This window comes from Blautia sp. MSJ-19, assembly GCF_018918125.1.
In the GTDB taxonomy this organism is placed as follows: Bacteria; Bacillota; Clostridia; order Lachnospirales; family Lachnospiraceae; genus Blautia_A.
In genome coordinates this window covers 111,311-137,735 of record NZ_JAHLQA010000005.1, presented here as the reverse complement: position 1 = coordinate 137,735, position 26,425 = coordinate 111,311, and the positions used below count along the sequence as shown (strand labels likewise).

The window sequence follows — 26,425 nt, the reverse complement described above, 5'->3', positions numbered from 1 at the left end:
TCATTATAAAGATTTGAGGATAAAACGATTTCCTTTTTAACGGAATCGCGATTTCCAGTAAAGCGGAAAGGTGATTTCCATCCACCGGACAGGTGATGGATCTCAGCCCGGATTATTCATCTGTGTCAAATCGGCTGACACCGCTCCTTGGTCATGATTCACAGCTTTTCCAGAATCAAGAAAATAAACTGAAAAAATCATAAATAAAACAAGGATTGCCCATAAAATTTTATATTTTCCCTCTATATTTAAATAATATTTTCTTCCTGCCTTTCTATTTTTAATATATCTTTTCATAGATGCTTTTTGTACCTTTCATATTCCATATATCTTTAAATCTATAATGCTACTATAACGCCACTCTATCAGTAAATTATAGACATCGGAGTGTACCATTATCAATTCTTCTGTATATAAAAAACTCCAACACTCTTCCAAATTAAAGCTTTAATCCAATTTATTTTACAGTATACACAATATCGAATATTTTTTCAAATTAACGTATTAAAGTGCTCTTATATTTTTTTACTGGCACCCTGAGATGCCAGCATTCCTCTTATATCCTCGAAGCAAATTGTCAAAATGAAAATGTATCCTTAATCCCAAGCCATTTCTGATCTTTTTCACTCAAATTCAACTTTGCGCCATCAACTATATATCCTTCAGCAGATGCCGTTCCATTATATTTTCCCTCCAGTTTTGGCCATTCAATACCAATTTCAGGATCATTCCAGGCCATACCGCCTTCATCATTTGCATGATAGAAATCATCACACTTATAACAGAACTCAGCAATATCACTCAACACCAGAAATCCATGTGCAAATCCTTTTGGAATCAAAAACTGCTTCTTATTCTCCTCAGTCAATTCAATACCATACCACTTACCGTATGTCTTCGAATCTTTTCTTAAATCCACAGCTACATCAAATACAGATCCTTTAATTACTCTTACAAGTTTAGTCTGCGGGAAATTTTTCTGAAAATGCAGTCCTCGAAGGACCCCTTTGGTGCTCATAGACTGATTATCCTGTACAAATTTAATATCAAGACCTGCCTCTTCCATATCTCTCTGGCTATATGTCTCCATAAAATATCCACGGCTATCCCCATGAACCGCAGGAGTTATAACGCAAAGTCCCTCAATTCCTGCCACATTCTTTTCAACTGTTATCTGTCCCATTATAACTGAGCCTCCTTCAAGTATCTGCTTACTGCGTCCTGCCATGTTGGAAGTGGTTTAAAACCCGCCTCTACAAGCTTACTCTTATCAAGTCTGCTATTTACAGGTCTTGCAGCTTTACTTAACCCATATTCTTCTGTAGTTACCGGAATAACTTTTGTGTCCAGACCATACTGTTTATAAAATTCGACACAGAAATCATACCATGAAATATAGCCACCTTCATTTGTTGCATGATAATATCCATATTTTTCCGTTTCGCACATATCTACGAGAAGTCTTGCAAGATCAAAGGTATATGTGGGTGTACCAATCTGATCATTTACAACCCTGACCTCATCGTGCGTCTTTCCAACATTAATCATCGTCTTAATAAAGTTTTTACCATTAAGACCAAATACCCAGGCAATGCGAACAATAAAATACTTTTCTAAAGTATTTGCTACAGCAAGTTCACCTTCCAGCTTTGTCTGTCCATAAACATTAAGCGGTTTATAATCCCTGCAATCAGGCACCCACGGTTCCATTCCCTGACCATCAAACACGTAATCCGTACTCAAATACAGCATCTTACAATCAATCAGCTTGCATGCATCAGCAATATTCTGTGTTCCGCCTGCATTAACTGCTCGTACCTTTTCAACTTTGTCGTCATCTTCTGCCATATCAACAGCTGTCCATGCTGCACAATGAATTACTGCGTCAGGCTTAATTTCAGAGATAACCTTCCCTACTGCATCTTTATCCGTAATATCCAATCCAACATAAGGCATTTCCGTTACAGCACTTCCATCTGCAATACCTGCGTATTTTTCTGCAATATCAGAACCTACACCTTCATGACCTCTTTTGCTTAATTCATTCATTACATCATGACCAAGCTGCCCATTGACACCTGTTACAAAAAATTTCATTCCCCTTTATCCTTCCAGTTATTTAAAGCTCAGCCTTGGCTTTATACATATCTTCATAATATTTCTGATAATTGCCAGAAGTAACATTATTCATCCACTCTTCATTTTCCAGATACCAGTCAATAGTAAGAACGATACCCTTCTCAAAAGGAGTCTCTGGATACCATCCAAGATCTTCTTTAATCTTAGTAGGATCAATACCATATCTTCGGTCATGTCCAAGACGGTCTTCCACATGTTTAATAAGCTCTTCTGAGATACCATCATCCTGAAGTCTGTCATGAAGCTGCTCAATAATAGTCTTTACAATAAAGATATTTGGACGCTCATTATGTCCGCCAACATTATAAACTTCTCCAATCTTACCATTATTACAAACCATATCAATTGCCTTGCAGTGATCTTCTACATACAGCCAGTCACGAATCTGCATACCATCTCCATAAACCGGAAGCTGCTTATGATGTTTTACATTGTTAATCATAAGAGGAATCAGTTTCTCCGGGAACTGATAAGGGCCATAGTTATTTGAACATCTTGTAATATTAATCGGCATACCATAGGTATCATGAAATGCCTGCACAAAGTGATCTGCTGATGCTTTAGAGGAACTGTATGGTGAATGAGGTGTGATTGGTGTTGTTTCCATAAAAAAACCATCTGCCCCAAGTGCGCCATACACTTCATCAGTACTTACCTGAAGATACTTCTTTCCTTCTTTCCAGGTTTTATCCTCAGCGTTATACCATGCTTCCTTTGCTCTCTGAAGAAGATTAACAGTCCCCATAACGTTAGTCTGAACAAAAATTTCCGGATTTGCAATAGAACGGTCAACATGAGATTCTGCAGCAAAATTAATTACATAATCAAAATCATATTTTTCAAAAAGAGAAGCAACCAACTCCTTATCACAAATATCTCCCTGCACGAATACATGGCGAGAGTCCCCTTCTACGCCTTTTAAATTCTCAAGATTTCCCGCATATGTAAGCTTATCAAGATTTACAAGAAGAATATCCTCATACTTTTTCAGCATATAATAAACGAAATTTGATCCAATAAATCCAGCACAACCGGTAATTAAATATTTTTTCATTCTCTTTTCCTCTTTCAATTAATAATGTACTTTTCCTTCTGCAACCGCTTTTAAATGTGCACCGTATGGAGATTTCCCATATCGTTCCGCTGATTCCAACAATTTCTCTTTATCAATCCACTTATTAATAAAGGCAATTTCTTCCGGAGCAGAGATTGTGATTCCCTGACGTTTTTCAATCGTCTGGACAAAATCAGCAGCCTCAACAAGACTATCCATAGTACCTGTATCAAGCCATGCAAATCCACGCCCTAAAAGCTGGACATCAAGTTCATCATTATGAAGATACATTTCATTCAATGTTGTAATCTCAAGTTCACCTCTTGCACTTGGTTTCACCTGATTTGCCATTGCTGAAACACCCGCCGGATAGAAATATAATCCTGTGACAGCGTAATTACTCTTGGGCTGTACAGGTTTTTCTTCAATAGAAGTAGCCTTTCCATTCTCATCAAACGCTACAACACCAAAACGTTCCGGATCATTTACATAATAACCAAATACCGTTGCTCTGCTATTTACTTCTGCATCTTCCTTAGCCGCTCTAAGTGTTTTTCCAAATCCATTTCCATAGAAGATATTGTCCCCCAAAACCATTGCACATGCATCATTTCCGATAAATTCTTCCCCAAGAATAAATGCCTGTGCAAGTCCATCCGGACTAGGCTGTACCTTATATGAAAGGTTTACACCAAACTGAGCACCATCACCAAGAAGTGCCTCAAACCTCGGTGTATCTGTAGGCGTAGAAATAATAAGAATATCCTTTATTCCTGCCAACATTAATGTTGATAATGGATAATAAATCATCGGTTTATCATAAACCGGAAGTAACTGCTTACTTGTAACCATCGTAAGCGGGTAAAGTCTTGTGCCGGCTCCTCCGGCGAGAATAATTCCTTTCATAAATATACCTCTCTCATTTTTTACTCTCTAATACATACACTAATCCTCAATAAATTGATATATTTCAAATAACGCATTGTTTCGTCAAAATTCATCTTCTCAGGCGTCTCTCTTAAAGAAGTCATTATATCATCATTTAGGCAAAAAACTTGTCTTCCAACATCAGGCACAGGCAGTGATAAATAGGCAGATGCAATTCCTGAATCATATAAGTCTCAATTTGTGGAGCCTTAATGCACACATCACTTATATCCCTTATCTTACTGTCTTTTGCGCCAGTCAGTCCGATAACCTTCATTCCTTTTGCATGAGCAGTAATTGCAGCAAACAAAACATTTTTACTGTTACCACTGGTTGAAATACCAAGAAAAACGTCACCAGTCTTTCCATAGCCATTGACCTGCTGTGCAAAGCAAAGAAGTGGCTCACAATCGTTCATGTATGCCGTGGACAGTGCCAGATGTCCATCCAGTGCAATTGCAGGAAGTGCTCCCTGCAGGTTCTCAGCAAGAACACAACCCAGCTCTTGATTCTCAGCCACAAGTTTTTCTACAAAAGAGGCTTCCGGCTTACGAGGCATTTTAAAACCCTTCATCAGCTCACCAACGATATGTTCTGCATCTGCAGCAGAGCCACCATTGCCCGCAACAAGCAGCTTACCCTCATTTTCATAGCACTCCTCCAGCAAAAGGTAGGCTTCAATGATATCCTTTTTCGCTGATTTCAAAGAAGGATATCGTTCTACCAATAAATCAACATGCTTCAACAATCGGTTTTCCAATTCACCCATTTTACTATTTTCCTCTTATTTCAAATATTGTTCTACAAAATTTTTCAAAGACGATACAGTTGCTGTCTGCCCAAAATCATCAGTCCCAATCAAAGCAGTCTGACAACCAGCATTTTTTCCCGCTTTGATATCATTTTCCCCATCGCCAATCATCCATGACTGTGCTAAATCAATATTGAAGTCCTGTGCTGCTTTCAGTATCATTCCCGGCTTTGGCTTGCGGCAGTCACAGGCAAACTTCAATTCCGGACGTTCTCCTTCGTATCCCTTGTGCGGATGATGCGGACAGAAGTAAATAGCATCTAAATAAGCTCCATCTTTCCCCAAAAGTGTCTCCATCTTATTGTGAATCACTTCCAGTTCATCAAAGGACACCTCCCCACGGGCAATCACAGGCTGATTCGTAACGACAACTGCCAAATACCCTAAGGCATTGATTTTCTTAATTGCATCCGCTACACCATCCAATAGCTCAAATTCATCAATATTCTGCAGGAAGCCCACATACTTATTGATAGTTCCGTCCCGATCAAGGAATATCGCTTTCTGCTTATTCTTTAGATTTTTTCCTGAAACACGCCCAGCCTTGTAATCCTCACAAACAGAATAGTATCGATCTGGTGTCCCCATGTCTTTTACATATTCAGGACTGTCATAGCAGAACATCTTTTCAGTGCCCGCCAGCGGTTTCAATAACTGGCGGTCCAGATCAACCTTAATGGGCTTCCCGTTTTTTCCCATAGTGCCAACTTTGCCCACATCAATTCCAGACTGTTCCAAAACATGCGGATTAATCACATGAAGTCCCGCATTGACACGATTACGATAATACTCTGGGCGATCATCTTCCTTTGCCAACCACTGTTCAACAGCTGCATTTTTGTCAGCAATAATCAAACCACTGTCATAAGGATGGCTGTTCGGATGAGTGAAAAGTGTAACCAATCCCCCATGCTGCTTATGAAATGCCACAAAACGATTAAAATCCACATCAAACACAGCATCCGCATTCAACAAAAGGAAATCTGAATCTAACTTGTCCTTGATTTTGAAAAGTGCACCAGCATTTCCCAGCGGTTCCTTCTCAAAGTAATATTCAATATGAACCCCAAAAGGCTTTCCCGTTACCGGAGAAATTCCTGTACCATCTCCAAAATAGTCCATAATGATGTTCCCAAGATGAGAAACCGTCATAATAATATCTGTAAATCCCTGATCGCACAAACATTCTAACTCATGTTCCAGAACAGGTTTTCCTTCAATTTTTATCATTGGTTTTGGTATGTCACTGGCTACAGAAGAAATCCGGGTTCCTCTACCACCTGCCATTATTACTGTTTTCATCTCCGATTATCCTCTATTTTTTATTTAGTGCTTCTCTTAAATGCAGAGAACACTTTAAACTCTTTAACACCCCACAAAATGCCAAACACAAACAAGATAAGCATGGCACACCATCTAATAATAATCTGTTCTCTCAGAAAAAGTGATAGTGCTGCAATGATAATGAGCTCGCCAGAATAAATCATTAACTTCATCAAGTCAAACACTTGCTGCCCATGGATTTTAACAGACAAGCAATAATGAATCAAAAAATACACTAAATATATAATCAAAGTTGTATATGCTGCTGCTATACTTCCAAACTGTTTAATGCCAAAATAGTTCATAATTATATTTAGAATTGCTGCAACACATGTCCCGCCAGCGATATAATTTGTTTTTTCATAATAATACTCAATCTGTGCAGGCAGGTTGTATAAAAAAGCAAAATAGCCACTTACAACCAATGGTGCAATATAAAAAACAGATGAAGCATAGTCTTCTGTACCCAAAACTCCAACTAGTTCCGGACTCATCAAAAGAACCTCTGCAATAAAAAGCATCATCCCAAAAGCAAAAGAATTTCCTTTCTTACGAATTAGGTCATGTTTCCTTTCAATCATCTTTTCATAAAACCAAGGTCCCCATACATTTTGAAGCGAAGCCGATGTAACAAAAACCAAATTATAAATATTATACGCAAAGCTGTACACACCAGCATTTGCAGCTCCGGTCATAGACTTTATCATAATGCGGTCAAACTGATTCAAAACCACCTGCGAAACTCCATGAAATATCAAAGGGAGACTAAATGTTAGCCCAAACCGCCATTTTTCACCGTCAAATTTTAATCCATTTTTTGACTCGCACAGGAAATATATAGCAATACATATTCCTATAATAATCGCTGGGACAGCATTTCCTATAACACGTCCAATATATCGGTTACCCGAAAACCATGTTATGATAAGAAATATAGATATTCCTGTTGTAGACACTGCATTAATTAACGAAACAGCAAAATAACTTTTATATTTATACTCTAAACTCACATACGAATTATACAAAGTTAACAATGCAGCGGCATAGCTTTGAATTAAAAGTATATTAAAGACAAACCTTGTTAAATCTAGCAAATCCGCCAACATTGGATATAGCATATTGGCAAGTACAACAATTACGGCAGTCGATAAAATCCCCATTTGAATACATGCCGCCATATAGTTACCGAATTCACTCTTTGAATTATATCGAATTTTTGCATTTTTTAGGCTTGCATGCAATGCCAAGCCAAGTACAACTGACAGCATCGCCTCATATGCCACATATGTATTAAAATTTCCATAATCAGTCGTTGACATCAGCCTAACATAGATCGGAAGTGTAATGAAAGATAAACCTTTTATAAAATAATTTGCAAAAGTATATCCTATTCCTGCTTTAATATATTTTTTATCGCTACTTTTACTATTCATATTTCCCCTAATCAAAATCTCATCATGGCTGTTCATCCAAGATTTTCTTTATAACACCAGTTAACTTTGTACTTGAAATTCCATCTGTATGAGAAATATAAACAATTTCGACTCCACGCGGTTTAAGCTGTTGTTCGTACTTTTTCCATTGCTGAGTTCCCTTCCAATCAGAACCAACAAACATCTTATCAAAATGATATTTTTCCCATGCTCCAAGCTTATTTTTATCTTCTTGGGGTACAACCTCGTCAACATCTCGTAATGCTGCAACAATTGCAACTCTTTCTTCATATGGTATAACCGGTGTTTTATTCTTTTCCCTTTTTACTAATTCATCTGTACTAACACCTACAATTAGATAATCGCACTGCTCTTTAGCTCGGTGAATTACATTTAAGTGTCCAATATGAAACATATCGTACACACCTGTCGTATATCCAATTACTTTTTTCATAAAAAAACCTCTTTCCTCCATAATACACAAACATTGCTTAAAATGATATATTCATGTTAAAATTCATTTAATATCTATAAGTAGCTTCTTTCATATCTTTTTCATTGTAGATTTCCACTAAATAGCCACACATATCACCATAAATTGCACGTTCAGTAACGCAAAACCTTCAATGCCACCTCCCCAAATAGTACTTTCCGCTTTAATACTTAACCTAATATTACTGAATTTTATTCAATATTGCCTTCCAAATTTCTTGACATGTCCAATTATCGTATTTCCAGAAGAGCTTTCTTATTCTTTCAGCATTTTCGTTGTATTCAACTGTACTACTCATTAATGTTTTTAATCGTTCCAACAAATCAACTGGTTTTTCCACTTTTTTTGTTATGCATATTGAATCATAATCCATTAAAAATCCCCTATCCTTGGAAACATAATAATCATAATCCGGAACATAATACAGTATTTTTTTCCTAAAATACAACGCATCTAGCATTGCAGATGAGTAATCAGTAACCAGCAGATCGATGTATGGAAAAAGAATATTAATATCAAACTCACTGTGAAGCAACAGATAATTCCGCCCTTCATGCTTCTCAACAGAGCTTCCATTTTCATCGGCTGAGTGTGGCTTTTCAATCCACAAATAATTTGACCTTTCAATATATGCCCGCACCTCCTCGATGTCAAGTGGATGAACAAACTCTTCATAACTTTCTCTAAATGTTGGCAAGTACAAGATAACTCCATCAAAACCATTTAATCTATTCAACACTGTTTCTTCTTCTGGCAAATATTGCTCACAGCGACACGTTCTCGGATAAGCCGCATCTATACAATAAGTTTTGTTTGCACCAAACTTTATCTCAAAAAATTCAGCATCCAAGTCGCTCTTACACAGAAGGTAATAATTACCAGACGTCCATCCGCCACTCGCTGTTGCACAACGAATAATTTTATGGAATTTCCTTTCATGAGTTCTCATCCTATTTGTTCCCTCAACACACTTTATCCCATTTCCATGCCACAATTGAACTTTTTTACTGAAAGCAGACAAAGAGGTATCAATATCTGCAGTATACTTTCCTTCATCTCCATAGACATTGCATATAACATGAATTCCTGATTTACAATGCCAATAAAATGATTTTGAGGTTCCAATTAAGACACATTCATAGCCATAAGTTTCCAGTAGATCCAATACCTGTTTGGACCGTGTTGCCCAAACAACGTGTTCTATATTCAACTCGTTCTTTCGATTGTCTAAATATTGAAAAAGAAATCTTGAATTATCCGCAAATTTATCACCCATCCACGCCCCAATCAAAACTGTACGCTCATTTTTACCTATAAAAATACTAGCCAATCCTACAAAGAAATTCTTTACAAGATTATGCAATCTTTTCATAACTCTTTTCATTTCACACCTCTCCAAAGTCAATTATCCACATAATAGAAATTACTTTTTGCATAACTCTTTCGATTTCTTCAATGCTTCTAGATATTTTAGGCCATGCCGTTCATCCGGCTCCAAATGTGCACCTTCAGCCCATTCATTCCATGCGTTAATAAAGACAATACCTTCCTGTCCAGCACAGATAGACTTCTTAATCTGTGTAGTCAAATATTTTTCAAACCTCTCAGGGGTTGATCCGTCATATACAATAGAATTTCTTCCTCTTCGCGCCGTATTGTCCCAGCCTGTAAATGCACCAACCCATTCTTTTTCATCCTCAATAGGGCGCTTTGACGAAGCTTTAGCGGCATCTTCATAAGAATATTTTTTGTACGTTCTAATTTTCAAAAGCTGTAACACTTTAGCAAATCCAACTTCTATCGCATATTTAGGACATATTCTAAACGCTCTCAAGAAATTATCACCTGGTATAGCTGTTGTTGCTGCTGGCTCAAAATCAATCCAATGATCAAACATGTCTCTTATTCGCCGATCATTTTGTGGATATTGACAAACAAAACAAATTCCTGGAAAACCGGCTGCTATAGCAGCCTCTCTCCACTCTGTCAATAGAGTATCTAAATTATTGATGAGCTGGGGCTTATAGATTAGTAAAATGGGGCTTCCATTTTCATCTTTCAAATATCGTTTATCCAAAAAGAACTCCATCAAATACTGAATATGGTTTTTTCTATCTTGTTCGTCACCATAATCTTGAGCAATTAAAACTGATTGTTCACTTCCATCCCAACGCCTTGACCAGTTTTCATTCGCCCAACATAAACAAAACGGAATATTTAAAGACTTATCAGATAAAAAACGTTCAATAGGTTTTTCCATCAATTTCTTTCCATGTGCAAACCAATAGTGATAAAAACAAAAACCATCTACACCATACTCTTTTGCCATTTTAATCTGCTCTGGAAAAACATTTTTATCTTTTACAAGGTCATAATAATTTTTATTCAATGGTATATGCGGTTGATAATGTCCCCTAAAATTTGATTTTCCCTTTTTAGTATTAGTCCATTCTGTAAATCCTTTTCCCCACCACTTATCATTTTCTGGGAAAGTATGAAATTGTGGCAAATAAAATGCTATTATTTTCATTCCTTATATCCTCGTTCAAATATTTTAACTTGATTTTCCGTTATATAATTCAATTTTGCTTTTGCATAAGATACAAAAACAAAAAAAGCCAAATATGTTTTACTATATAATATTGGGGCTCCATATAAAATAAACATCACCACCATAAACCCCATATAAATTGCGACACTATCATGTAATTTAATAGCTCTTATTAAAATTCTAACTAGATAAATCAAACATCCTACCGCAATAACTGGTGACCAAAGAAGCAAATAACTAAGTAATACGGAATGTGGATACTCCATACTGAACGCCCTCGCTGACTCTCTCTCTATTGCATACAGAGAGAATGGTAAGCCGTGCGGATTTTTCTTTAGAATACTAATGCTTCCCTCAACACTCCGAAGCCTTCCCAAGTACGAATCATCTGTTGTAATATTTTGTAAAATATTCCCGTGAGTTAAATCCATTACTCGATTTAAAGACTCTATTTTAATTCCTTTATTGGAAACTAGCATCAAAATCATTAAAGCCATCCCCATAATTGTCAGCAATAATATTTTCTTGCCATTTCCATCATCTACCTGTTTCTTTAAAAATTTTCCCACAAAAACAACAACTATTAGTAGCACTGCAAGAAGATTTGTTCTTGATCCAGTTAGAATAATCGTAACTAACGCAGTCAAAGCTGGTACAATCCTCGTCTTACCTGTTCTGGCAAAAAAGTTCCAAACCAAATAATGAGCGGCAATATTAGCTGTTTGCCCACTTCCCATTCCGATTGCTGCATATCTGCCATTTACTCCAGACGCACCAGATACCATACTAACCATCACTAACACAAATTGAAAGATTGTAAACCAGTCCATGATTGTCTCAATATCTTCAAAAGAATTCTCATCATCCATAATGATAGCGGCAGCTGAAAATCCCGTAATCAAAATAAGAAACATTTCATAAGAATTTAATACAATCACATTATCAAGACTCAAGAACCAATATGCTAAATTCAATATGATTAATAAAACATAAATTTTCAAAAACCTTACAACATTACTATGTCTATATTTATACAATCCCCAAATAATAATGGGTAACTCTAAAATTGAAAAATAGTAATTATATGTATAGGTTACATTTATTCCACGAGTAGACATCTTATATAATGCCGTCATATTTTTTATTCCATCTGGTAATGAAAGTACCAGAAAAACATATAGTAAAATACATATGTACCTTAGTTTTCTTTTTTCTATGACCATTTTCGTGAGAATCCCCCATACTATTTTTAGTTAATTATTTTCTAAATTTCTTCATCTTATCTCATGCAGCTTTTCCGCAGTACCCCTCCCAGAAATAGAATGTCAACATTACTTTATACTTTCCCGTCTCACCACTTAATTCGTTTTTCCGCAATAATATATCTCATTAACAACTTTCTGGATTATCGCAGAAAGTTGTTTTCTTGTCAGTTTCATGAATTCAATTCCATAATGTGCCGTCTAACCAACACCACTGAAAAAAATGCATAGTCCAGTTTATAATAGAGCAAATACCTCTTTGCAATCTGATTTAACTTAGAAGATTTAAGTTTTTTATCGAAAAAGCTTGTGCAATATCAGTAACAACTAATCCAAATTCCTGCATTCTTACCTTTGGTAAGAACCATGTATTATCAACAGTTCCCTCATTATCTATCTAAGAAGCTCTTATCCTTGGAAAAAGAATCTGTTGCAGCCAGGCTCCCTCTTAAAACATATTCCTATATTGTGTACTAGTCCGCCAAGTAACTAATCATATGGATGAATATAAGGTGCCGCCTTGGTAAATTGATTTCTCTATTCCCAAGTAATCTATAGTCATCCATATTAAAAATTATACCGATTGGGTGTGCTCTCAAATATGGTACTGGCATGAATGAATTTTCAAAAGCTATTTAATTTTATTGACAACAATTTCTTTTCTGTTATAGATTGCTATAAAAAATGCTTAAAATAACATTTTTATCCATCACACTGCCTCAATTCTTTGGTTCATATGTTTCTGGTGAATAGTGGATTACTCTCGTACCACCGTCCTCAAATTCAAACGGAATGTACATCAGGTCACGCATCGCCCAACGGACAGAATCTTGTCGATCCGGTTGTACATAAAACACAAGAAATCCACCACCACCAGCACCAAGCAGTTTTCCTCCCAACGCACCAGCAGCCATTCCCTTCATATACAACTCATCAATACTATTAGTTGAAACGGCAGCACCTGTCTGACGCTTCAGCTTCCATGTATGGTCGAGCATACGGCCAAAATCATCGAGATCAGCATACTTATCAGTCAACACACGCTCTGCATCATCCACCAATTTTAGCATTTCTTTGAGCTGTGCAGTTTTATCCTGCTTTCCAGCGGCATTTGCTTTTTGAACATCAGATGAGAAGCGAGTAAAGCCTGTGAAAAACATCATCAAATTCTGGTTTAGTTGCTTTTTTCGCTCTGGCGAGATAATAACAGGCAATACTTCATAACCATCTTCCTTAAAGTTAATACGATTAAAGCCGCCAAAAGATGCGGCAATCTGATCCTGCCAACCACCAACTTCTTTGCATAGATTGCGTTCCAGATAAATGGCCTCATCCGCCAGTTTTTTCTTGTCTGCATATTTTCCCTTAAGTGCATAGAAAGCGTTGAGCATTCCAACTGCAAAAGAACTAGATGTCCCCAGCCCCGATCTTGCTGGCAAATCAGCCTCATATGTAAGACGAATTTCATGCATATCCAACATCTTCATTGCATTACGAATGGCAGGATGCTGAATATCATCAATATTCGTCACGCGCTCAGTCCTCGAGTAGGAAAGTTCTGTAGAGTAATCAAAGAACCGTGGTAAGTGTCTAACGTTAACATAACAGTATTTATCAAAAGTAGTAGAAAGTATCGCACCTCCATTTTCCTTAAAAAAGCTCTCCATATCTGTCCCGCCGCCAAAGAATGACATGCGAAATGGTGTTTTTGTAATAATCATTTTTCGCTTCCTCTGCTTTCTTTTGCTGCTTTGATAGCTTCAAGAAATGCATAACCATTTTTTTCATCTGGCTCAAGATATGCACCTTCCGCCCATTCGTTCCACGCATTAATGACAATCATTGGCGAACCAATGGTTTCCGCTTTGCGAAGAAGACGTTTAAAATAGATATTAAATTTCTGTGCCGTTGTTCCCTGCATAATGATAGAATTGTAGCTCTTTCGTGGAGAATTATCCCAATCACAGAAACATCCCAAAATAGTACTATCGTCCTGATTTTCACGGTTCAAAATTCTTTGCCACAGAAGATCATAAGACGCCTTCGTCATAACAATTCCCTTTCGTCTCGGAAGTAGAAATTTTCGATTGACAAAATCAATCATGCGAGACTTCGACACTCTTTTAACTTTTTCTAATAGCTTTTCGTCATGAGCAAACGTATAATTAGGTTCTCTTGTCACTGTAGCAGAAAAACTTCCTTTCGTATCTGCATCGTGACGCCCAATGGTCTTTACAAAGTAAATACCTGGCAATCCAGCTTCCCTTGCCCATTTATCCCACAAGGAAAGGAACCTATCTTGTTCTGGAATTGCCCATGCATTGTAAATAGCGTACACTGGTTTTCCGTCAATTTTTATGTAACGTTTATCTTTAAAATACTGAAGACAATATTCAAACTGTATTTTCCAGTCTTTTTCCGTTCCGTACTTTTGTTCCCATACCACTGTATTGTCCTGACCAAACCAAGCTTTTCGCCATGACTCATTCGCCCAATAAAGATAAAACGGCAAATCCAGTGTCGGATCATCGCGAATCATTTCAACTGGAACATCCAACAATTTGCTTCCACAAGAGTAATACTGATAAATAGCAAATCCATCAATTCCATATTCTTTTGCAAGATTCATCTGCCAACGAATATTCTCTTTAATCGATAAATCATAATAGTTTTTATTAAGCGGAACGCGCGGCTGATTATGCCCTTTATAAAGAGGTTTTGCTCTTTTACATGCAACCCATTCTGTATATCCCTTCTCCCACCATTTATTATTGTAATCTGTTTCATAAAACTGTGGCAAATATAAGGCCACAACAAGAGGATTCTGTTCTCTAAAACTCATTCTGATTCTTCCTTTACCAGTTTATGTTGATATTCTTCAAAACTACCAATTACTCTACATGGCACACCGGCCGCAACAACTCCATCTGGAATGTCCTTATTCACTAAACTTCCAGCTCCAATAATAACATTATTTCCAATTTTCACGTCATAGAGAACCGTACTTTTGGCTCCAATAAAGACATTGTTCCCTATTGTAATACTTCCTTGACGCAATTTGTAATGATATTTTTTGTCCATATGATTAAACATCATACAAGTTATATCGTGATTGATAAATGTAACTCCACTTGCCACATGAACATTATCACCAAATGAAATCAAATATGGCTCTGTTCCAAAGTTCCACGGTTGCAAATAAACATGTTCACCAATGGCTTTAAAATAGTGTCTTTTTTTCAGATACTCAGCCCTCGAATATCCCCCCCCTAATAAAAATATTCGTATCATCATCAAATATCTTTGCAATCTATTCCACATGATGTACTCCCTTTATTCTTCCAACAGACTAACAAACCGCTCTACAGCACCACTTGTTGCATACTTCTTGCAGCCGTACTGATAAGCATATCTGCTCATCGCATCATACTTTTCTCTATTTAACTTCACAACTTCTTTCAGCTTTTCTGCAAACTTCTTATTATCTCCTGCTTCTACAAGATAACCGCTCTTCCCCGCATCTACCTGCTCCGGAATTGCACCAACAGCAAAAGCGATAACAGGACGACTATACTTATAGGCATCAATAATGATGCCAGACTGCGAAGCCGAATTATATGGAACGATTGTCCAATCACAATTAATAAACGCATCACGCATTTCTTCATCTGTTACGTAATCATTATTCAGCTTCACATTTTTCTCTTTCGCAAGCTGTTCAACAATTCCCTGCATCTGCGGATCAACTCGTCCTATCACATCAAATTGAATATCCGGGCACAGTCGGACAATCTCTAACAGGTTATCAGCACCCTTATAAGGATTGATTCTTCCAAAAAACAATACTCGCCCGCTATGTACCGGCGCTGTGTAAGCAGGATATCTGCGCCACAATTCCAGATATTTCACTCGATTAGCACTGATGCCATATCGATCAATCATATCCTGAATATATGTCTTATTACGTAACACAATCGTATCTGCAAATTTGACTACAGCCTTATTCATCAAATCAACCATCTTGACCTGGCTGTCACCTTCATGTGGAATGACTTCGTGAATTACTTGGTAGGTCTTGGCTTTTCCAGCCATCATCATAATCGGAAGATTCCACGTATGCAGACTCTCAAAATAAATAGCCTCAAAATGCTCTCTGTGAATACGATGAATAATCGAAACCAGCAGTAGAAGATTAAAAGTCTTCTTGGTTACACCAGGGCGTTCCGGGCAATCAACCAACCATGTGTGATCTGATTGCTTAAGTTCAACCTTTGGTGTTTTAATACATAGCAGGTAAGGATCCCAACCGCTTTGCATTTTTATCTCCTCATACATTCCAAACAACGTATCCTGATGATCCGCATTGTCAGAGAATGTCACCAAAAGTATCTTCCTCATCTGTTTCTCTCCCTCAAATCTATTTAACCAAACAGCCCAGACACGTTTCAAAAAGTCCGAGCCATTTCTTTATCTCATAAAACTCTTATAAAGATGTTAACTCAAAATCGGATTTATTATATCATGTTTCCGATTATGTGAAAAGCATAAAATCTTCACTTTCCAAATTAGCCATTTTTACATTTTTTCTTTCCCGATGGTTCCAACAGCACTTTCAATGTTGCTGCAATCACACTTAAATCCATCGCAAACGAATAGTTCTGGATATAGTAAAAATCCATCTTCAGCTGATTTTTCTTTGAGCTGCTATACTTACCGTGTACTTTTGCATAACCTGTTAATCCAGCTTTTACCGCCAAACGATAGCTGAATTCTGGCAACCTATCCGTGATTCTTTCTGCTGATTCAACAAGTTCGGGATATGGTCCTACTACTGCCATGTCTCCACGCAGTACATTGAAAAACTGCGGCAGTTCATCAAGATGTGATGCCATCAGGAAATATCCACCCCTGATCCACGGTGCAGGATCTTCAATTGTTTTTCCAATTTTTATCGTCCGAAACTTAAGTTGCTGGAAATGTTCTCCGTTTCTGGTCAGACATTCTCTTTTGGTAAAAATCGAACCCCCGTCAACAATTTTAATATACAGTGCAATCAACAAATACAGCCAAGACAATACCACAAGTACTATTACAGAAAAGAGAATATCAAATACTCTCTTTGCTACTCGCTGTTCTACCGTAAGACCACAATTTCTAAACAACTGTAAAGTCATATCTGACAGAGAAATTTTCTCTGAACTCATAAGCAGAATATCAGACATAGAAGTCTGACAATAGCATCTCTTTTTCTGCTCATAACAGTAACGAATATAAAAAGAACGCTCTTCCTCCGGCATGTCACCGAGCATAACTGATTCATGTTTAAGGATTTCTCTTTTTAGTGCTTCTCTGCCCTCTTTCAATGAAAGTTTTGTCTTCAGGTGATAACGCTCCCCCTGTTTATTCAGTTCCTGTTCCAAAGGGGCCGTATTCTGTTTGTCATAAATCAAAAGTACTTCATGTGCCGGATAAATATTGGCATAAAGCCAACGCACAATTACTGACCACCATAAACCGATAGTAAAATTTATTCCAGTCACCCAAAACATAGGAGTCGCATGCATCATAAATTTCCATCGACCAATCAGTGCCAGTTCAATATAAGTTGCCGCATTCACCAGAATCACTGTATACGCATGCGACAAAATCACTTCCATATATTGCTGATGAATAACGCGGAATGCCGAAAAAGTTTTTCCAATCAGCAGGTTCAGAGCTGCATACAGCACAAACAATGCCACATAGCCCCAGAACGAATACCTTCTTCCAATGATTCTCTTAAAGTTATAGTTCTGAAACCATACATGTGCAAATACATAAGTCCAGGAAGCAAGCAGTATTGCGGTCATTACCATAAGGAACAACTTCTTGAAGCGCTCTTTACGCATCATTAAACGATAGCTTCGCCACCAGAGCATAGAATACTTGCTCAGCCCATGGAATGTATAACTGGCCATATAAAAGATTCTCTGGGACGTTGGTACACCTACTTTGATATAAGTCTGCCAGTTCATATGGGCAGACTTGCCTTTTTGCCCGGATTTTGAAGCCAGTGCACGACGGTAGATCAGCAACGGTTCATCCACGCCATAGGCACATGGAACTTTTTCCAGAATAGCAAGCCACGTAGCAAAATCTTCATGAATTCCATCCTCTTCCGGCATAGGGAACTTCAACATGAGTTCTCTCCGAATCAGTACAGAAGAGCAGGAAATCACATTCTGTCCCAACAATTTACGACGGCCAATCTTTTCGGGAACATGAAGCACATGTGCGATCGTCATCCCATCATCTTCAATAAAAGCAGATCCGGCAAACAAAAACGCCGCATCTGGCTGTTTCTGCAATACTTTCATCTGTTTTTCCAGTTTATCTTCTCTCCAGAGATCATCGCTGTCAAGAAAAGCGACCCACTCTCCTTCTGCCTGTCGAATCCCATAATTACGTGTGGCAGCAGCTCCGGAATTCTGTGGATTCTGGAAAATCCGAATTCTTTTATCTTTTTTTGCAAGTCGTTGCATGCAGAAGTAAGTTTTATCTTTCGAGCAGTCATCAATGATCAATAGTTCCCAGTCTTCCCAAGTCTGGGCAAGGACACTGTTTACTGCTTCTTCAAGATATTTTTCACAGTTGTAAGCCGGGGTAATAATTGATATTTTCGGCATAGTTCCCCTTTCTTACTTTCCTAATAATTTACTTTTCTTCCTCATCACAGCCTGTTGTTTCCTGCATTGCTGTCGTCTGTCCTTCCGCTACTCCTTCTGTGCTTTCCGGCATAAATAAAATTTTTACAGTTGCAAACATAATCATGATATCATCCAGAAGATTGGGATGACTGATATATGTCAGATCCATCAGAAGTTTATCATATGGTGTTGTGTTATATTTACCATAAACCTGCGCATATCCGGTCAGTCCGGCTTTTGCCTGCAGACGAAGTCGGAATTCCGGCATAACTTTTTCATATTCTGCCGCAATAGATGGGCGCTCCGGTCTCGGACCAACAATTGTCATATCACCTTTTAAGATATTCAGCAACTGCGGCAGCTCATCAATTCGACATTTTCTGATAATATGTCCAACCGGTGTAATTCTCGGATCATTTTCTCCACTGGAAAGACGTGCCACACCATCTTTTTCTGCATTAACCTTCATAGAACGGAATTTCAGAACTCCGAACTCTTTGCCATCTTTTGTCAGTCGAACCTGTGAATAAAAAACAGGCCCCCTGTCATATGCTTTGATGGCAATTGCTGTAATGATCATAATCGGTGACAAAATAATCGTTGCAGCTCCGGCAATGATCAGATCTGCCAGTCTTTTAAAAAACAGGTATTCCGGCTGTGGACTGTATCTTCCGATCTGAAGCATCGGCAAATGGAACATATGCATCTGCTTTGCTCCACTCATCAAAACATCTCCTACTCGTGGGATAACATACACACGGATCTGGTGCTCCACACAGTATTTCAGAATCACATTTCTCTCATGGCTGTGAATACCACTGAGAAATACGGTCTCCATCTCATCCAGTTTCTCAAGATTCTGGAGACAATCTTTTACCTGTACAATCTCTTTTACTTCAAATTTCTGCTCCATATCATACTGGTTGATGAGCTTCTCCATTCCTTCGCGCACATCATACACAATCATAGTCTTTCGTGGCGGAAATGTTCTGAAGTACCAGTGATGTGCCAAAAAGCTCCATACAAAGGAAAGTACAATCTGTCCCGCAATTGCCAGAATTCCCGGGATCAGATTCGGAAACCCTTTTACAAGCAGTGCGATTACCAGATAACTGATACCATCGGTAACTAATGCAGCCAGTACCTGACTGTAGACCATTTCTGAAATACGGTTTATAGAAACCAGAAAGGCATTGTAAATTCGTGCAAAAATGAAATATACAATCATAAAAAGGGCAATCATCAGAATATTTCCCTTATTATAGAAGCTGTTCTCCATCTGTTTCAGATAATACCCATACCAGCAGCATGCAAATGGTATCGTTATACAGATAATATTCAGCACTTTGACAATACGCAGAGGAATATCATGTGCAAACAATTTGGTCGTCTTTTGTTTTTCTTCCATACCAATCTCCTATTACTTTTCATTCTTCTCTTGCTGTTTTTCATAAGATATTTTTTCCATAAAATGTTATGAAAATACAGATTTTACCTGTTCTTTTATGTCAACAACCAATATTATAAATAATCCGTCCAAAATGTGCAACCGTTTTCGACATATTTCTCGAATGCTCGACACATTTTGTTCATATCTGACATAAAAGCGACATAATTGGAGATATAAGTTATGAAATCCTTTTGTTTTATTCTACCACAGTTCTCTTTACGCTATCAAGACTAACAGTACTCCCAATTACTCCATCTCATATCTTTCTATTACACAGCTATGTTTTTTTGTTTTTCTGTCATAATTAATTCCGGCAAGAAGCAGGTTACCATGATAATCTCTCAACGCATCTACGTATTGCTTTTTCTTAATCTGGTCGATTGCTCCTTCCACACATTTATCCCACTTCAATTCGATTACTGCCGCAGGTTTTTCTCCATATAATTTTCTCGGAATAAAGCAGATATCTGCAAATCCTTTACCCGAAGGCAATTCTCTGATAATCGTATAGTATTCTCGTGCAAAGTAGAATGCCAGATTAATCGTGCAACTCAGAAAATTTTCGTCATTATACTGCAGTATTGAAATTTCCCGATGTGCACGGTCTATTCCCTCAGCTACCGCAGCTGCATCCATATCCCATAATGCCTGCAGCAGTTTTTTTGATGCTTCTACGGACTGAATCACTTCACTCCAGTTCATCGTGCTAATCGCATTTACGTACTCCTGCGAAACTTCTTTATTGGGAATCCCAACCGTTTTGTCCGGCCAGTGATAGCTCAGATATCCCAGATGAACCAACAGTGTCAGTACATCATCCCTTCCCTGAAAGGATGTCATATCATTTGAAAAAGTCCCTGTATTGATATGGATTTTCTCACCTGCCAGCATTTTTATAACAGCCTCTTTTAATCCATCGTAGTTCATGCAAATATAAGCCTTCAGAGCTTCATATGTTTCTGTCTGGTTCCAGTAATTGTCAAAAATGCCGCTGATCATTGCATCCACTACGGATTTCGGATTATACATCGCATAAGTTTTTTCACACTGTCCCTGCGTCACAGTCAGTTCATAACCATTATACCATGCCTTTGCTTCCTCAAAACTCCGGTTATACTTGCTGCAAAGCTCACGCACTTCTTCTTCCGTAAATCCAAAAAACTCAGCCATTTCTCTTGGATTAAGCATAGAATATTCAGAGAACATATTCAACGCAGAATGAGAACCGTATTTTTTGATTGGCAAAATTCCGGTCATATAGGCAAGTGCAACATAATCCTTATCTTTTAACCACATTCTGAGAAAATCAAGATATTTTCTCTGTGATTCTTTATCCTGTTTGTATTCACGAAACAGGCAGTCCCATTCGTCAATCAATATAACAAACTGACATTTTGTTTCTGCATAAATATCCTGCATCGCAAATACAAGGCGATCACTGTCCATATACTCCGGATATGCTTTTTTTAGTTCTTTGAGCAGGCGATTCTGAAGAATATGCAACATTTCCTCAACACTTTCGCTCATACTCAGAAATTCCTGCATATTAATTTTTATCACATCATACTGATTCAAATGTTTCCTATATGACTGCTCCTGACTGATTTTTAATTTATCAAATAAATACGCTGCATCCTGTTCTCTTCCATAATATGCTGCCAGCATATCTGCGGCTGTTGATTTTCCAAATCTCCGGGGACGGCTTACGCACATATAACGCTGCATAGTCCGAATATATCTGTTTGCAACAGCAATCAGTCCACTCTTATCAACAAAAATCTGAGAATCCAGAATCATTTGAAATGCCTGGCTTCCCGGGTTCAGATAATTTCCCATTATATGCACACCTCTTTTCGTTCTACTGCCACTCTGCGTTCTTCATCCTTCCTGTCCATAGTGCCTTTATTGATAGTTTACCACACACCGCTCTGTTCTGCCATCTTTTTAAACAAAAAGCATCACCCTCTGCTTCTCTCCGAACCAGAACAGGTGATGCTTCGTCATTTGTGTTTTCTTTTATTCTACGGTTACGCTCTTTGCAAGGTTTCTCGGTTTGTCGACATCGAGGCCTTTTGCAACGCTGACATAATAGCCAAGGAGCTGGAGTGGGATCACTGCCAGGGAAGTTGCAAAGTGCGGGTCTGTTTTTGGAATGTAGACGGTAAAGTCTGCTGTATCTTCTATATTATAGTTGCCGAATGTGGTCAGGCCCATCAGGTATGCGCCACGGCTCTTGCATTCTACCATATTGCTGACGGTCTTTTCGTAGAGATCCGGCTGGGTAAGCACGCCGATGACCAGAGTACCGTCCTCTACCAGGGAAATGGTTCCGTGTTTCAGCTCGCCTGCTGCATATGCTTCAGAATGGATATAGCTGATCTCCTTCATCTTGAGGCTACCCTCCATGCAGATTGCATAGTCGATACCACGACCGATAAAGAACACGTCTCTTGCATTTGCCTGTTTGGATGCAAACCACTGAAGTCGTTCTTTGTCGTCGATGATACGCTGAATCTTATCCGGCAGTGTTTCCAGTTCCTGAATATAGGCCGTATACTGTTCCTCTGTGATCTGCTCTCGGACTTTTGCAAACTGGATGGCAATCGTATAGGAAGCGATCAGCTGTGTGCTGTATGCCTTTGTTGTGGCAACGGAAATTTCCGGACCAGCCAGTGTATAGAATACATTGTCAGCTTCACGGGCAATGGAAGATCCGACTACGTTTACGATACCGAGTGTACGGATTCCCTCTTTTTTGCAGAGGCGCAATGCTGCAAGGCTGTCTGCGGTCTCTCCGGACTGGCTGATCACGATTGCAAATGCTTTGGAATCCAAAATCGGGTTACGATAACGGAATTCGGAAGCAAGTTCAACACGAACCGGGATTCTTGCCATATTTTCAATCACATACTGTGCCGCCATTCCTACATGGTATGCGGAACCACATGCAATGATGTAGATCTGGCTGATCTCACGGATATCGTCATCTGTAAGGTTCATTTCAGAAAAATCAATCTTACCTTCTTTGACTACAGAGTTGAGTGTATCTCTGACTGCCTTCGGCTGTTCATGGATCTCTTTCATCATGAAATGCTCGAAGCCGGCTTTTTCGGCTGCCTCTGCATCCCAGTCGATCACTTTCATTTCTTTCTGGATTTCTTCACCGTCAAGGTTGTAGAAAGTGATTTCGCCCTTGCGGACGCGTGCCATCTCAAGGTTTCCGATATAATATACATTTCTGGTATATTTGAGGATAGCCGGTACATCGGATGCCACATAGGACTCTCCGTCAGCCACACCAAGGATCATCGGGCTGTCTTTACGTGCCACATAGAGCTCTTCCGGATAATCTTTGAACATAAGCTCCATTGCATAGGAACCACGGATACGTACCATTGCATGATTGATTGCATCTACCGGTGTTCCTTCGTATTTCTTGTAATAGTAGTCAACCAGTTTGACAGCTACTTCTGTATCCGTCTCAGAATAGAAAGAATATCCCTTGCGCAGAAGTTTGTCTTTGAGTTCCTGATAGTTCTCGATAATACCATTGTGAACAGCTACGACATTTCCGTCATCGCTCACATGCGGATGTGCATTGTTTTCAGATGGTTCTCCGTGAGTGGCCCATCTGGTATGTCCGATACCACAGGTTCCCGGAACAGCCTCCCCGTTGTTTGTTTTTTCGGAAAGACCTTTCAGTCGGCCTTTTGCCTTGATCACAGTTGTCTCTGCTTCCCCGTCACGGACAGCAATACCTGCAGAGTCATATCCACGGTATTCAAGTTTGGAAAGTCCATCTAACAGGATCGGTGCTGCCTGATGATTTCCTGTAAAACCTACAATTCCACACATAAATTTTCTCCTCTTCTCTTTTGCTTACTATATGCAGTCAAATACTATAATGTAAAAAATAAGCATGATTATATAAATAACAATTTTTCGTCTATCATAGCACAAAATTTCTGAGAGTTCAACCGGTTAATCGCCCGTGCCTCCCTTTTCACCTCAGCGCAGGATGATATAGGCACTGTAAAACAGATACATTGCAACCATCGTGATTCCACCTGCACGGGTAATTTTTCTTTTTGTTGTCGCCAGTATCCATACGACCACGGTAAATGCCATGAGTACCGCAATATCGATCACGTTTTCACGGATCAGCGAAATCGGGCTGATGGCAGATGCTATGCCAAGGACCATCAGAATATTAAAGATATTGGAACCTACCGCATTTCCTACTGCCATATCCACTTCGTTTTTGCGTGCCGCCACTACAGATGTCACCAGTTCCGGAAGAGACGTTCCGATAGAAACGATCGTCAGTCCGACTAATGTCTGACTCATTCCGAGGTCCAGTGCGATCCGGCTGGCTGCATCGACAGTCAGATCTCCGCCAAAAGCAATAGCTGCTGCTCCGCCGATGATACACACAATACTCCTGGAATATGGCATAACCGGAAGCTCTTCTGTTTCCTCTACTGCCTCAAGTTCTACTTTTTCACCTTCTGCCCTCGCCTTCATCGCTGCCCGGACCATTGTAAAAATATAGACTGCAAATAAGAACAGAAAAATGATTCCGTCCAGATGCCCCAGTGTCATTCCCATTGCATCCCCAAATGCCAGATAGCCAAGGCCAAGGAGAAGCAATGCACAGAGCAGAGAAAGTGGAATATCCCTCACGATCGTAGCACGCTGTACCAGGATCGGTGTCAGAATAGCACAGGTCCCGATCACAAACATCAGATTAAAAATATTGGAGCCAACGACATTGCTGACTGCCAGTTCGTTGTTATGCACGAGCGACGCAGTCACACTGACTGCCGTTTCCGGAAGGGACGTTCCCATTGCCACGATCGTCAGTCCGATGATGATCGATGGAACTTTCAGTCTTTTTGCGATGCTGGAGCTTCCCTCCACAAAAAAATCTGCGCCTTTGATCAGAAATACAAATCCAATGAGCAGAAATACCAGAACCAGTACGAACGGTGCGTTGTTTACAAATTTTTCCATAAAGCCTCCTGTTGTTGTAGTTTGTTCTTCAAAATGTTATACTTTCTGCTGAGCATTATCGCACATTATAACAAGGAGAACAAGACATGCAGATTACAAAACCTGTTTTTTATAAAGAATTTTCCTGCATTGCAGGAGCCTGTCCGGATACCTGCTGTGCCGGATGGCAGATCATGATCGATGACAGAAGCCTGAAAAAATACCACAGATACAAAGGTGTGTTCCGCAACCGCCTGCACAACGACATTGACTGGAAAGAACAGTCTTTCAGACAGTATGACCACCGCTGTGCCTTTTTAAACGAGGAAAATCTCTGTGACATGTACAGCGAGGCCGGACAGGACATGCTCTGTGATACCTGCCGCAAATATCCAAGACATATTGAAGAGTTTGAGGGGCTTCGCGAGTATTCCCTGTCACTTTCCTGCCCGGAAGCTGCAAGGATCTTTCTTTCTCACAACGAAAAACTCACCTTCGTGACCAGAGAAGTTCCGGCTCCAGAAGAAACATATGATGATTTCGATTATCTGCTGTTCACTGCACTTATGGACACCAGAGAGTATCTTTTCACAATCCTTCAGAACCGGTCTGTCCCTGTAAAGCTGCGACGCCAGAAACTCCTGGCCTGCACACATGACTTCCAGCTGAGTCTGGATAAAAATGAACTGTTTCAGTGGGAGGATATCCGACAGCGCCATCTGAATTCCGGATTTGGAGATCGTTTTCAGGAAAAGATTTCTGCATGGAGCACAGGCAATGCAGAAACTGCTGATCGTAACGACCGTATTCTTCTTGTTCTGTATAAGCATATCTGGAAGACGGTCATTCCTCAGATGGAGGTTCTGCGTCCGGGCTGGCATGCATATCTCCAGGATACACTGACTCCTCTTTATACTTCCTGCAAAAATGATGCAGATCTGCTGGCGGTTTACAGGGAATTCGAAGCAGCTTATCCCGCCTGGTCGATTCAGGAGGAGCAGCTTTTGCTTTACTGGATCTATACATACTTCTGCGGTGCCGTTTATGATGACCGGATCTTTGCCAAAGTCAAAATGGCGGTGATCTGTACTTTTATAATCCACGAACTTGCAGTTGGCACTTTTCTGCGAAATGACCGGAAGTTTTCATTTGAGGAGATGGTTTCCATCTGTTACCGCTTCTCCCGTGAGCTGGAGCATTCGGATCCGAACCTGAATGAGATGGAGCGGCTGATGGATGAGGCAGAGATCTTTCGGTTTGAGAATCTGCTGATCATATAGAAAATTTGAGGGGCATTCCATGAT

Annotated in this window: 22 protein-coding genes; 1 reads left to right on the top strand and 21 read right to left on the bottom strand. The window is 39.2% G+C overall.

What is annotated here, in order from left to right:
- Window positions 1–102 precede the first annotated feature (102 nt).
- From KQI91_RS02840 to KQI91_RS02740, 21 genes are all read right to left on the bottom strand, one after another.
- Window positions 103–297 (bottom strand): hypothetical protein, encoded by a 195-nt coding sequence (locus tag KQI91_RS02840; protein ID WP_216391364.1) that lies wholly within the window; start codon window positions 295–297, stop codon window positions 103–105.
- Window positions 298–577: 280 nt separating this feature from the next.
- Entirely contained in the window at window positions 578–1,183 is a 606-nt protein-coding gene (gene rfbC, locus KQI91_RS02835) for a dTDP-4-dehydrorhamnose 3,5-epimerase (protein WP_216391363.1), read from the bottom strand.
- Window positions 1,183–2,097, bottom strand: a complete 915-nt coding sequence (rfbD, locus tag KQI91_RS02830; protein ID WP_216391362.1) for a dTDP-4-dehydrorhamnose reductase — start codon at window positions 2,095–2,097, stop codon at window positions 1,183–1,185. The genes rfbC and rfbD overlap by 1 nt, the downstream gene beginning before the upstream one ends.
- 22 nt (window positions 2,098–2,119) lie before the next feature.
- A complete protein-coding gene (rfbB, locus tag KQI91_RS02825) occupies window positions 2,120–3,193 on the bottom strand; it encodes a dTDP-glucose 4,6-dehydratase (RefSeq protein ID WP_216391361.1) in 1,074 nt (357 codons plus the stop codon).
- A gap of 18 nt (window positions 3,194–3,211) precedes the next feature.
- Window positions 3,212–4,099, bottom strand: a complete 888-nt coding sequence (rfbA, locus tag KQI91_RS02820; RefSeq protein WP_216391360.1) for a glucose-1-phosphate thymidylyltransferase RfbA — start codon at window positions 4,097–4,099, stop codon at window positions 3,212–3,214.
- A 136-nt stretch (window positions 4,100–4,235) separates the two neighbouring features.
- Complete coding sequence (locus tag KQI91_RS02815; protein ID WP_216391359.1) at window positions 4,236–4,889, bottom strand: D-sedoheptulose-7-phosphate isomerase; 654 nt, start codon at window positions 4,887–4,889, stop codon at window positions 4,236–4,238.
- A gap of 15 nt (window positions 4,890–4,904) precedes the next feature.
- On the bottom strand, window positions 4,905–6,233 hold the full coding sequence (gene gmhB / locus KQI91_RS02810; RefSeq protein ID WP_216391358.1) for a D-glycero-beta-D-manno-heptose 1,7-bisphosphate 7-phosphatase: 1,329 nt from the start codon (window positions 6,231–6,233) through the stop codon (window positions 4,905–4,907).
- Window positions 6,234–6,253: 20 nt separating this feature from the next.
- Entirely contained in the window at window positions 6,254–7,723 is a 1,470-nt protein-coding gene (locus KQI91_RS02805; protein ID WP_216391357.1) for a lipopolysaccharide biosynthesis protein, read from the bottom strand.
- Entirely contained in the window at window positions 7,710–8,141 is a 432-nt protein-coding gene (locus tag KQI91_RS02800) for an adenylyltransferase/cytidyltransferase family protein (RefSeq protein ID WP_216391356.1), read from the bottom strand. Before KQI91_RS02800 ends, KQI91_RS02805 begins: the two co-directional genes overlap by 14 nt.
- 220 nt (window positions 8,142–8,361) lie before the next feature.
- Window positions 8,362–9,564, bottom strand: a complete 1,203-nt coding sequence (locus KQI91_RS02795; RefSeq protein ID WP_216391355.1) for a CDP-glycerol glycerophosphotransferase family protein — start codon at window positions 9,562–9,564, stop codon at window positions 8,362–8,364.
- Between the two features lie 39 nt (window positions 9,565–9,603).
- Entirely contained in the window at window positions 9,604–10,710 is a 1,107-nt protein-coding gene (locus tag KQI91_RS02790) for a glycosyltransferase WbsX family protein (RefSeq protein WP_216391354.1), read from the bottom strand.
- Window positions 10,707–11,954, bottom strand: a complete 1,248-nt coding sequence (locus KQI91_RS02785) for an O-antigen ligase family protein (protein WP_216391353.1) — start codon at window positions 11,952–11,954, stop codon at window positions 10,707–10,709. The genes KQI91_RS02790 and KQI91_RS02785 overlap by 4 nt, the downstream gene beginning before the upstream one ends.
- Window positions 11,955–12,712: 758 nt before the next feature.
- Window positions 12,713–13,714 carry a GHMP family kinase ATP-binding protein gene (locus KQI91_RS02780; RefSeq protein WP_216391352.1) on the bottom strand — a complete coding sequence of 334 codons (1,002 nt, stop codon included), beginning with the start codon at window positions 13,712–13,714 and terminating at the stop codon, window positions 12,713–12,715.
- Entirely contained in the window at window positions 13,711–14,835 is a 1,125-nt protein-coding gene (locus KQI91_RS02775) for a glycosyltransferase WbsX family protein (protein ID WP_216391351.1), read from the bottom strand. The genes KQI91_RS02780 and KQI91_RS02775 overlap by 4 nt, the downstream gene beginning before the upstream one ends.
- Window positions 14,832–15,314 (bottom strand): acyltransferase, encoded by a 483-nt coding sequence (locus tag KQI91_RS16205; RefSeq protein WP_216391350.1) that lies wholly within the window; start codon window positions 15,312–15,314, stop codon window positions 14,832–14,834. The genes KQI91_RS02775 and KQI91_RS16205 overlap by 4 nt, the downstream gene beginning before the upstream one ends.
- Before the next feature lie 12 nt (window positions 15,315–15,326).
- A complete protein-coding gene (locus KQI91_RS02765) occupies window positions 15,327–16,391 on the bottom strand; it encodes a glycosyltransferase family 4 protein (RefSeq protein ID WP_216391349.1) in 1,065 nt (354 codons plus the stop codon).
- 167 nt (window positions 16,392–16,558) lie between these two features.
- Window positions 16,559–18,658 carry a sugar transferase gene (locus KQI91_RS02760; RefSeq protein WP_216391348.1) on the bottom strand — a complete coding sequence of 700 codons (2,100 nt, stop codon included), beginning with the start codon at window positions 18,656–18,658 and terminating at the stop codon, window positions 16,559–16,561.
- A gap of 28 nt (window positions 18,659–18,686) precedes the next feature.
- A complete protein-coding gene (locus KQI91_RS02755; RefSeq protein WP_216391347.1) occupies window positions 18,687–20,087 on the bottom strand; it encodes an exopolysaccharide biosynthesis polyprenyl glycosylphosphotransferase in 1,401 nt (466 codons plus the stop codon).
- Between the two features lie 288 nt (window positions 20,088–20,375).
- A complete protein-coding gene (locus KQI91_RS02750) occupies window positions 20,376–21,965 on the bottom strand; it encodes an AAA family ATPase (RefSeq protein ID WP_216391346.1) in 1,590 nt (529 codons plus the stop codon).
- Between the two features lie 180 nt (window positions 21,966–22,145).
- The gene (gene glmS, locus KQI91_RS02745) at window positions 22,146–23,984 is read right to left on the bottom strand and encodes a glutamine--fructose-6-phosphate transaminase (isomerizing) (RefSeq protein ID WP_216391345.1); all 1,839 of its coding nucleotides are present in this window, start codon (window positions 23,982–23,984) and stop codon (window positions 22,146–22,148) included.
- A 153-nt stretch (window positions 23,985–24,137) separates the two neighbouring features.
- On the bottom strand, window positions 24,138–25,142 hold the full coding sequence (locus KQI91_RS02740; protein ID WP_216391344.1) for a calcium/sodium antiporter: 1,005 nt from the start codon (window positions 25,140–25,142) through the stop codon (window positions 24,138–24,140).
- 86 nt (window positions 25,143–25,228) lie between these two features.
- Here KQI91_RS02740 and fliB point away from each other — a divergent pair, with 86 nt between their 5' ends.
- Complete coding sequence (gene fliB / locus KQI91_RS02735) at window positions 25,229–26,401, top strand: flagellin lysine-N-methylase (protein ID WP_216391343.1); 1,173 nt, start codon at window positions 25,229–25,231, stop codon at window positions 26,399–26,401.
- The last annotated feature ends 24 nt before the right edge of the window (window positions 26,402–26,425 follow it).

Bases quoted from the DNA above. Each gene is read 5' to 3' on its own strand.
- rfbB (WP_216391361.1), bottom strand. From the start codon at position 3,193: ATGAAAAAATATTTAATTACCGGTTGTGCTGGATTTATTGGATCAAAT.
- fliB (WP_216391343.1), top strand. From the start codon at position 25,229: ATGCAGATTACAAAACCTGTTTTTTATAAAGAATTTTCCTGCATTGCA.
- KQI91_RS02800 (WP_216391356.1), bottom strand. From the start codon at position 8,141: ATGAAAAAAGTAATTGGATATACGACAGGTGTGTACGATATGTTTCAT.
- KQI91_RS02840 (WP_216391364.1), bottom strand. From the start codon at position 297: ATGAAAAGATATATTAAAAATAGAAAGGCAGGAAGAAAATATTATTTA.
- KQI91_RS02755 (WP_216391347.1), bottom strand. From the start codon at position 20,087: ATGGAAGAAAAACAAAAGACGACCAAATTGTTTGCACATGATATTCCT.
- KQI91_RS02750 (WP_216391346.1), bottom strand. From the start codon at position 21,965: ATGGGAAATTATCTGAACCCGGGAAGCCAGGCATTTCAAATGATTCTG.
- KQI91_RS02775 (WP_216391351.1), bottom strand. From the start codon at position 14,835: ATGAGTTTTAGAGAACAGAATCCTCTTGTTGTGGCCTTATATTTGCCA.
- gmhB (WP_216391358.1), bottom strand. From the start codon at position 6,233: ATGAAAACAGTAATAATGGCAGGTGGTAGAGGAACCCGGATTTCTTCT.
- KQI91_RS02785 (WP_216391353.1), bottom strand. From the start codon at position 11,954: ATGGTCATAGAAAAAAGAAAACTAAGGTACATATGTATTTTACTATAT.
- KQI91_RS02760 (WP_216391348.1), bottom strand. From the start codon at position 18,658: ATGCCGAAAATATCAATTATTACCCCGGCTTACAACTGTGAAAAATAT.
- glmS (WP_216391345.1), bottom strand. From the start codon at position 23,984: ATGTGTGGAATTGTAGGTTTTACAGGAAATCATCAGGCAGCACCGATC.
- rfbA (WP_216391360.1), bottom strand. From the start codon at position 4,099: ATGAAAGGAATTATTCTCGCCGGAGGAGCCGGCACAAGACTTTACCCG.
- KQI91_RS02805 (WP_216391357.1), bottom strand. From the start codon at position 7,723: ATGAACAGCCATGATGAGATTTTGATTAGGGGAAATATGAATAGTAAA.
- KQI91_RS02780 (WP_216391352.1), bottom strand. From the start codon at position 13,714: ATGATTATTACAAAAACACCATTTCGCATGTCATTCTTTGGCGGCGGG.
- KQI91_RS02790 (WP_216391354.1), bottom strand. From the start codon at position 10,710: ATGAAAATAATAGCATTTTATTTGCCACAATTTCATACTTTCCCAGAA.
- KQI91_RS02740 (WP_216391344.1), bottom strand. From the start codon at position 25,142: ATGGAAAAATTTGTAAACAACGCACCGTTCGTACTGGTTCTGGTATTT.
- KQI91_RS02765 (WP_216391349.1), bottom strand. From the start codon at position 16,391: ATGAGGAAGATACTTTTGGTGACATTCTCTGACAATGCGGATCATCAG.
- KQI91_RS16205 (WP_216391350.1), bottom strand. From the start codon at position 15,314: ATGTGGAATAGATTGCAAAGATATTTGATGATGATACGAATATTTTTA.
- rfbD (WP_216391362.1), bottom strand. From the start codon at position 2,097: ATGAAATTTTTTGTAACAGGTGTCAATGGGCAGCTTGGTCATGATGTA.
- KQI91_RS02795 (WP_216391355.1), bottom strand. From the start codon at position 9,564: ATGAAAAGAGTTATGAAAAGATTGCATAATCTTGTAAAGAATTTCTTT.
- KQI91_RS02815 (WP_216391359.1), bottom strand. From the start codon at position 4,889: ATGGGTGAATTGGAAAACCGATTGTTGAAGCATGTTGATTTATTGGTA.
- rfbC (WP_216391363.1), bottom strand. From the start codon at position 1,183: ATGGGACAGATAACAGTTGAAAAGAATGTGGCAGGAATTGAGGGACTT.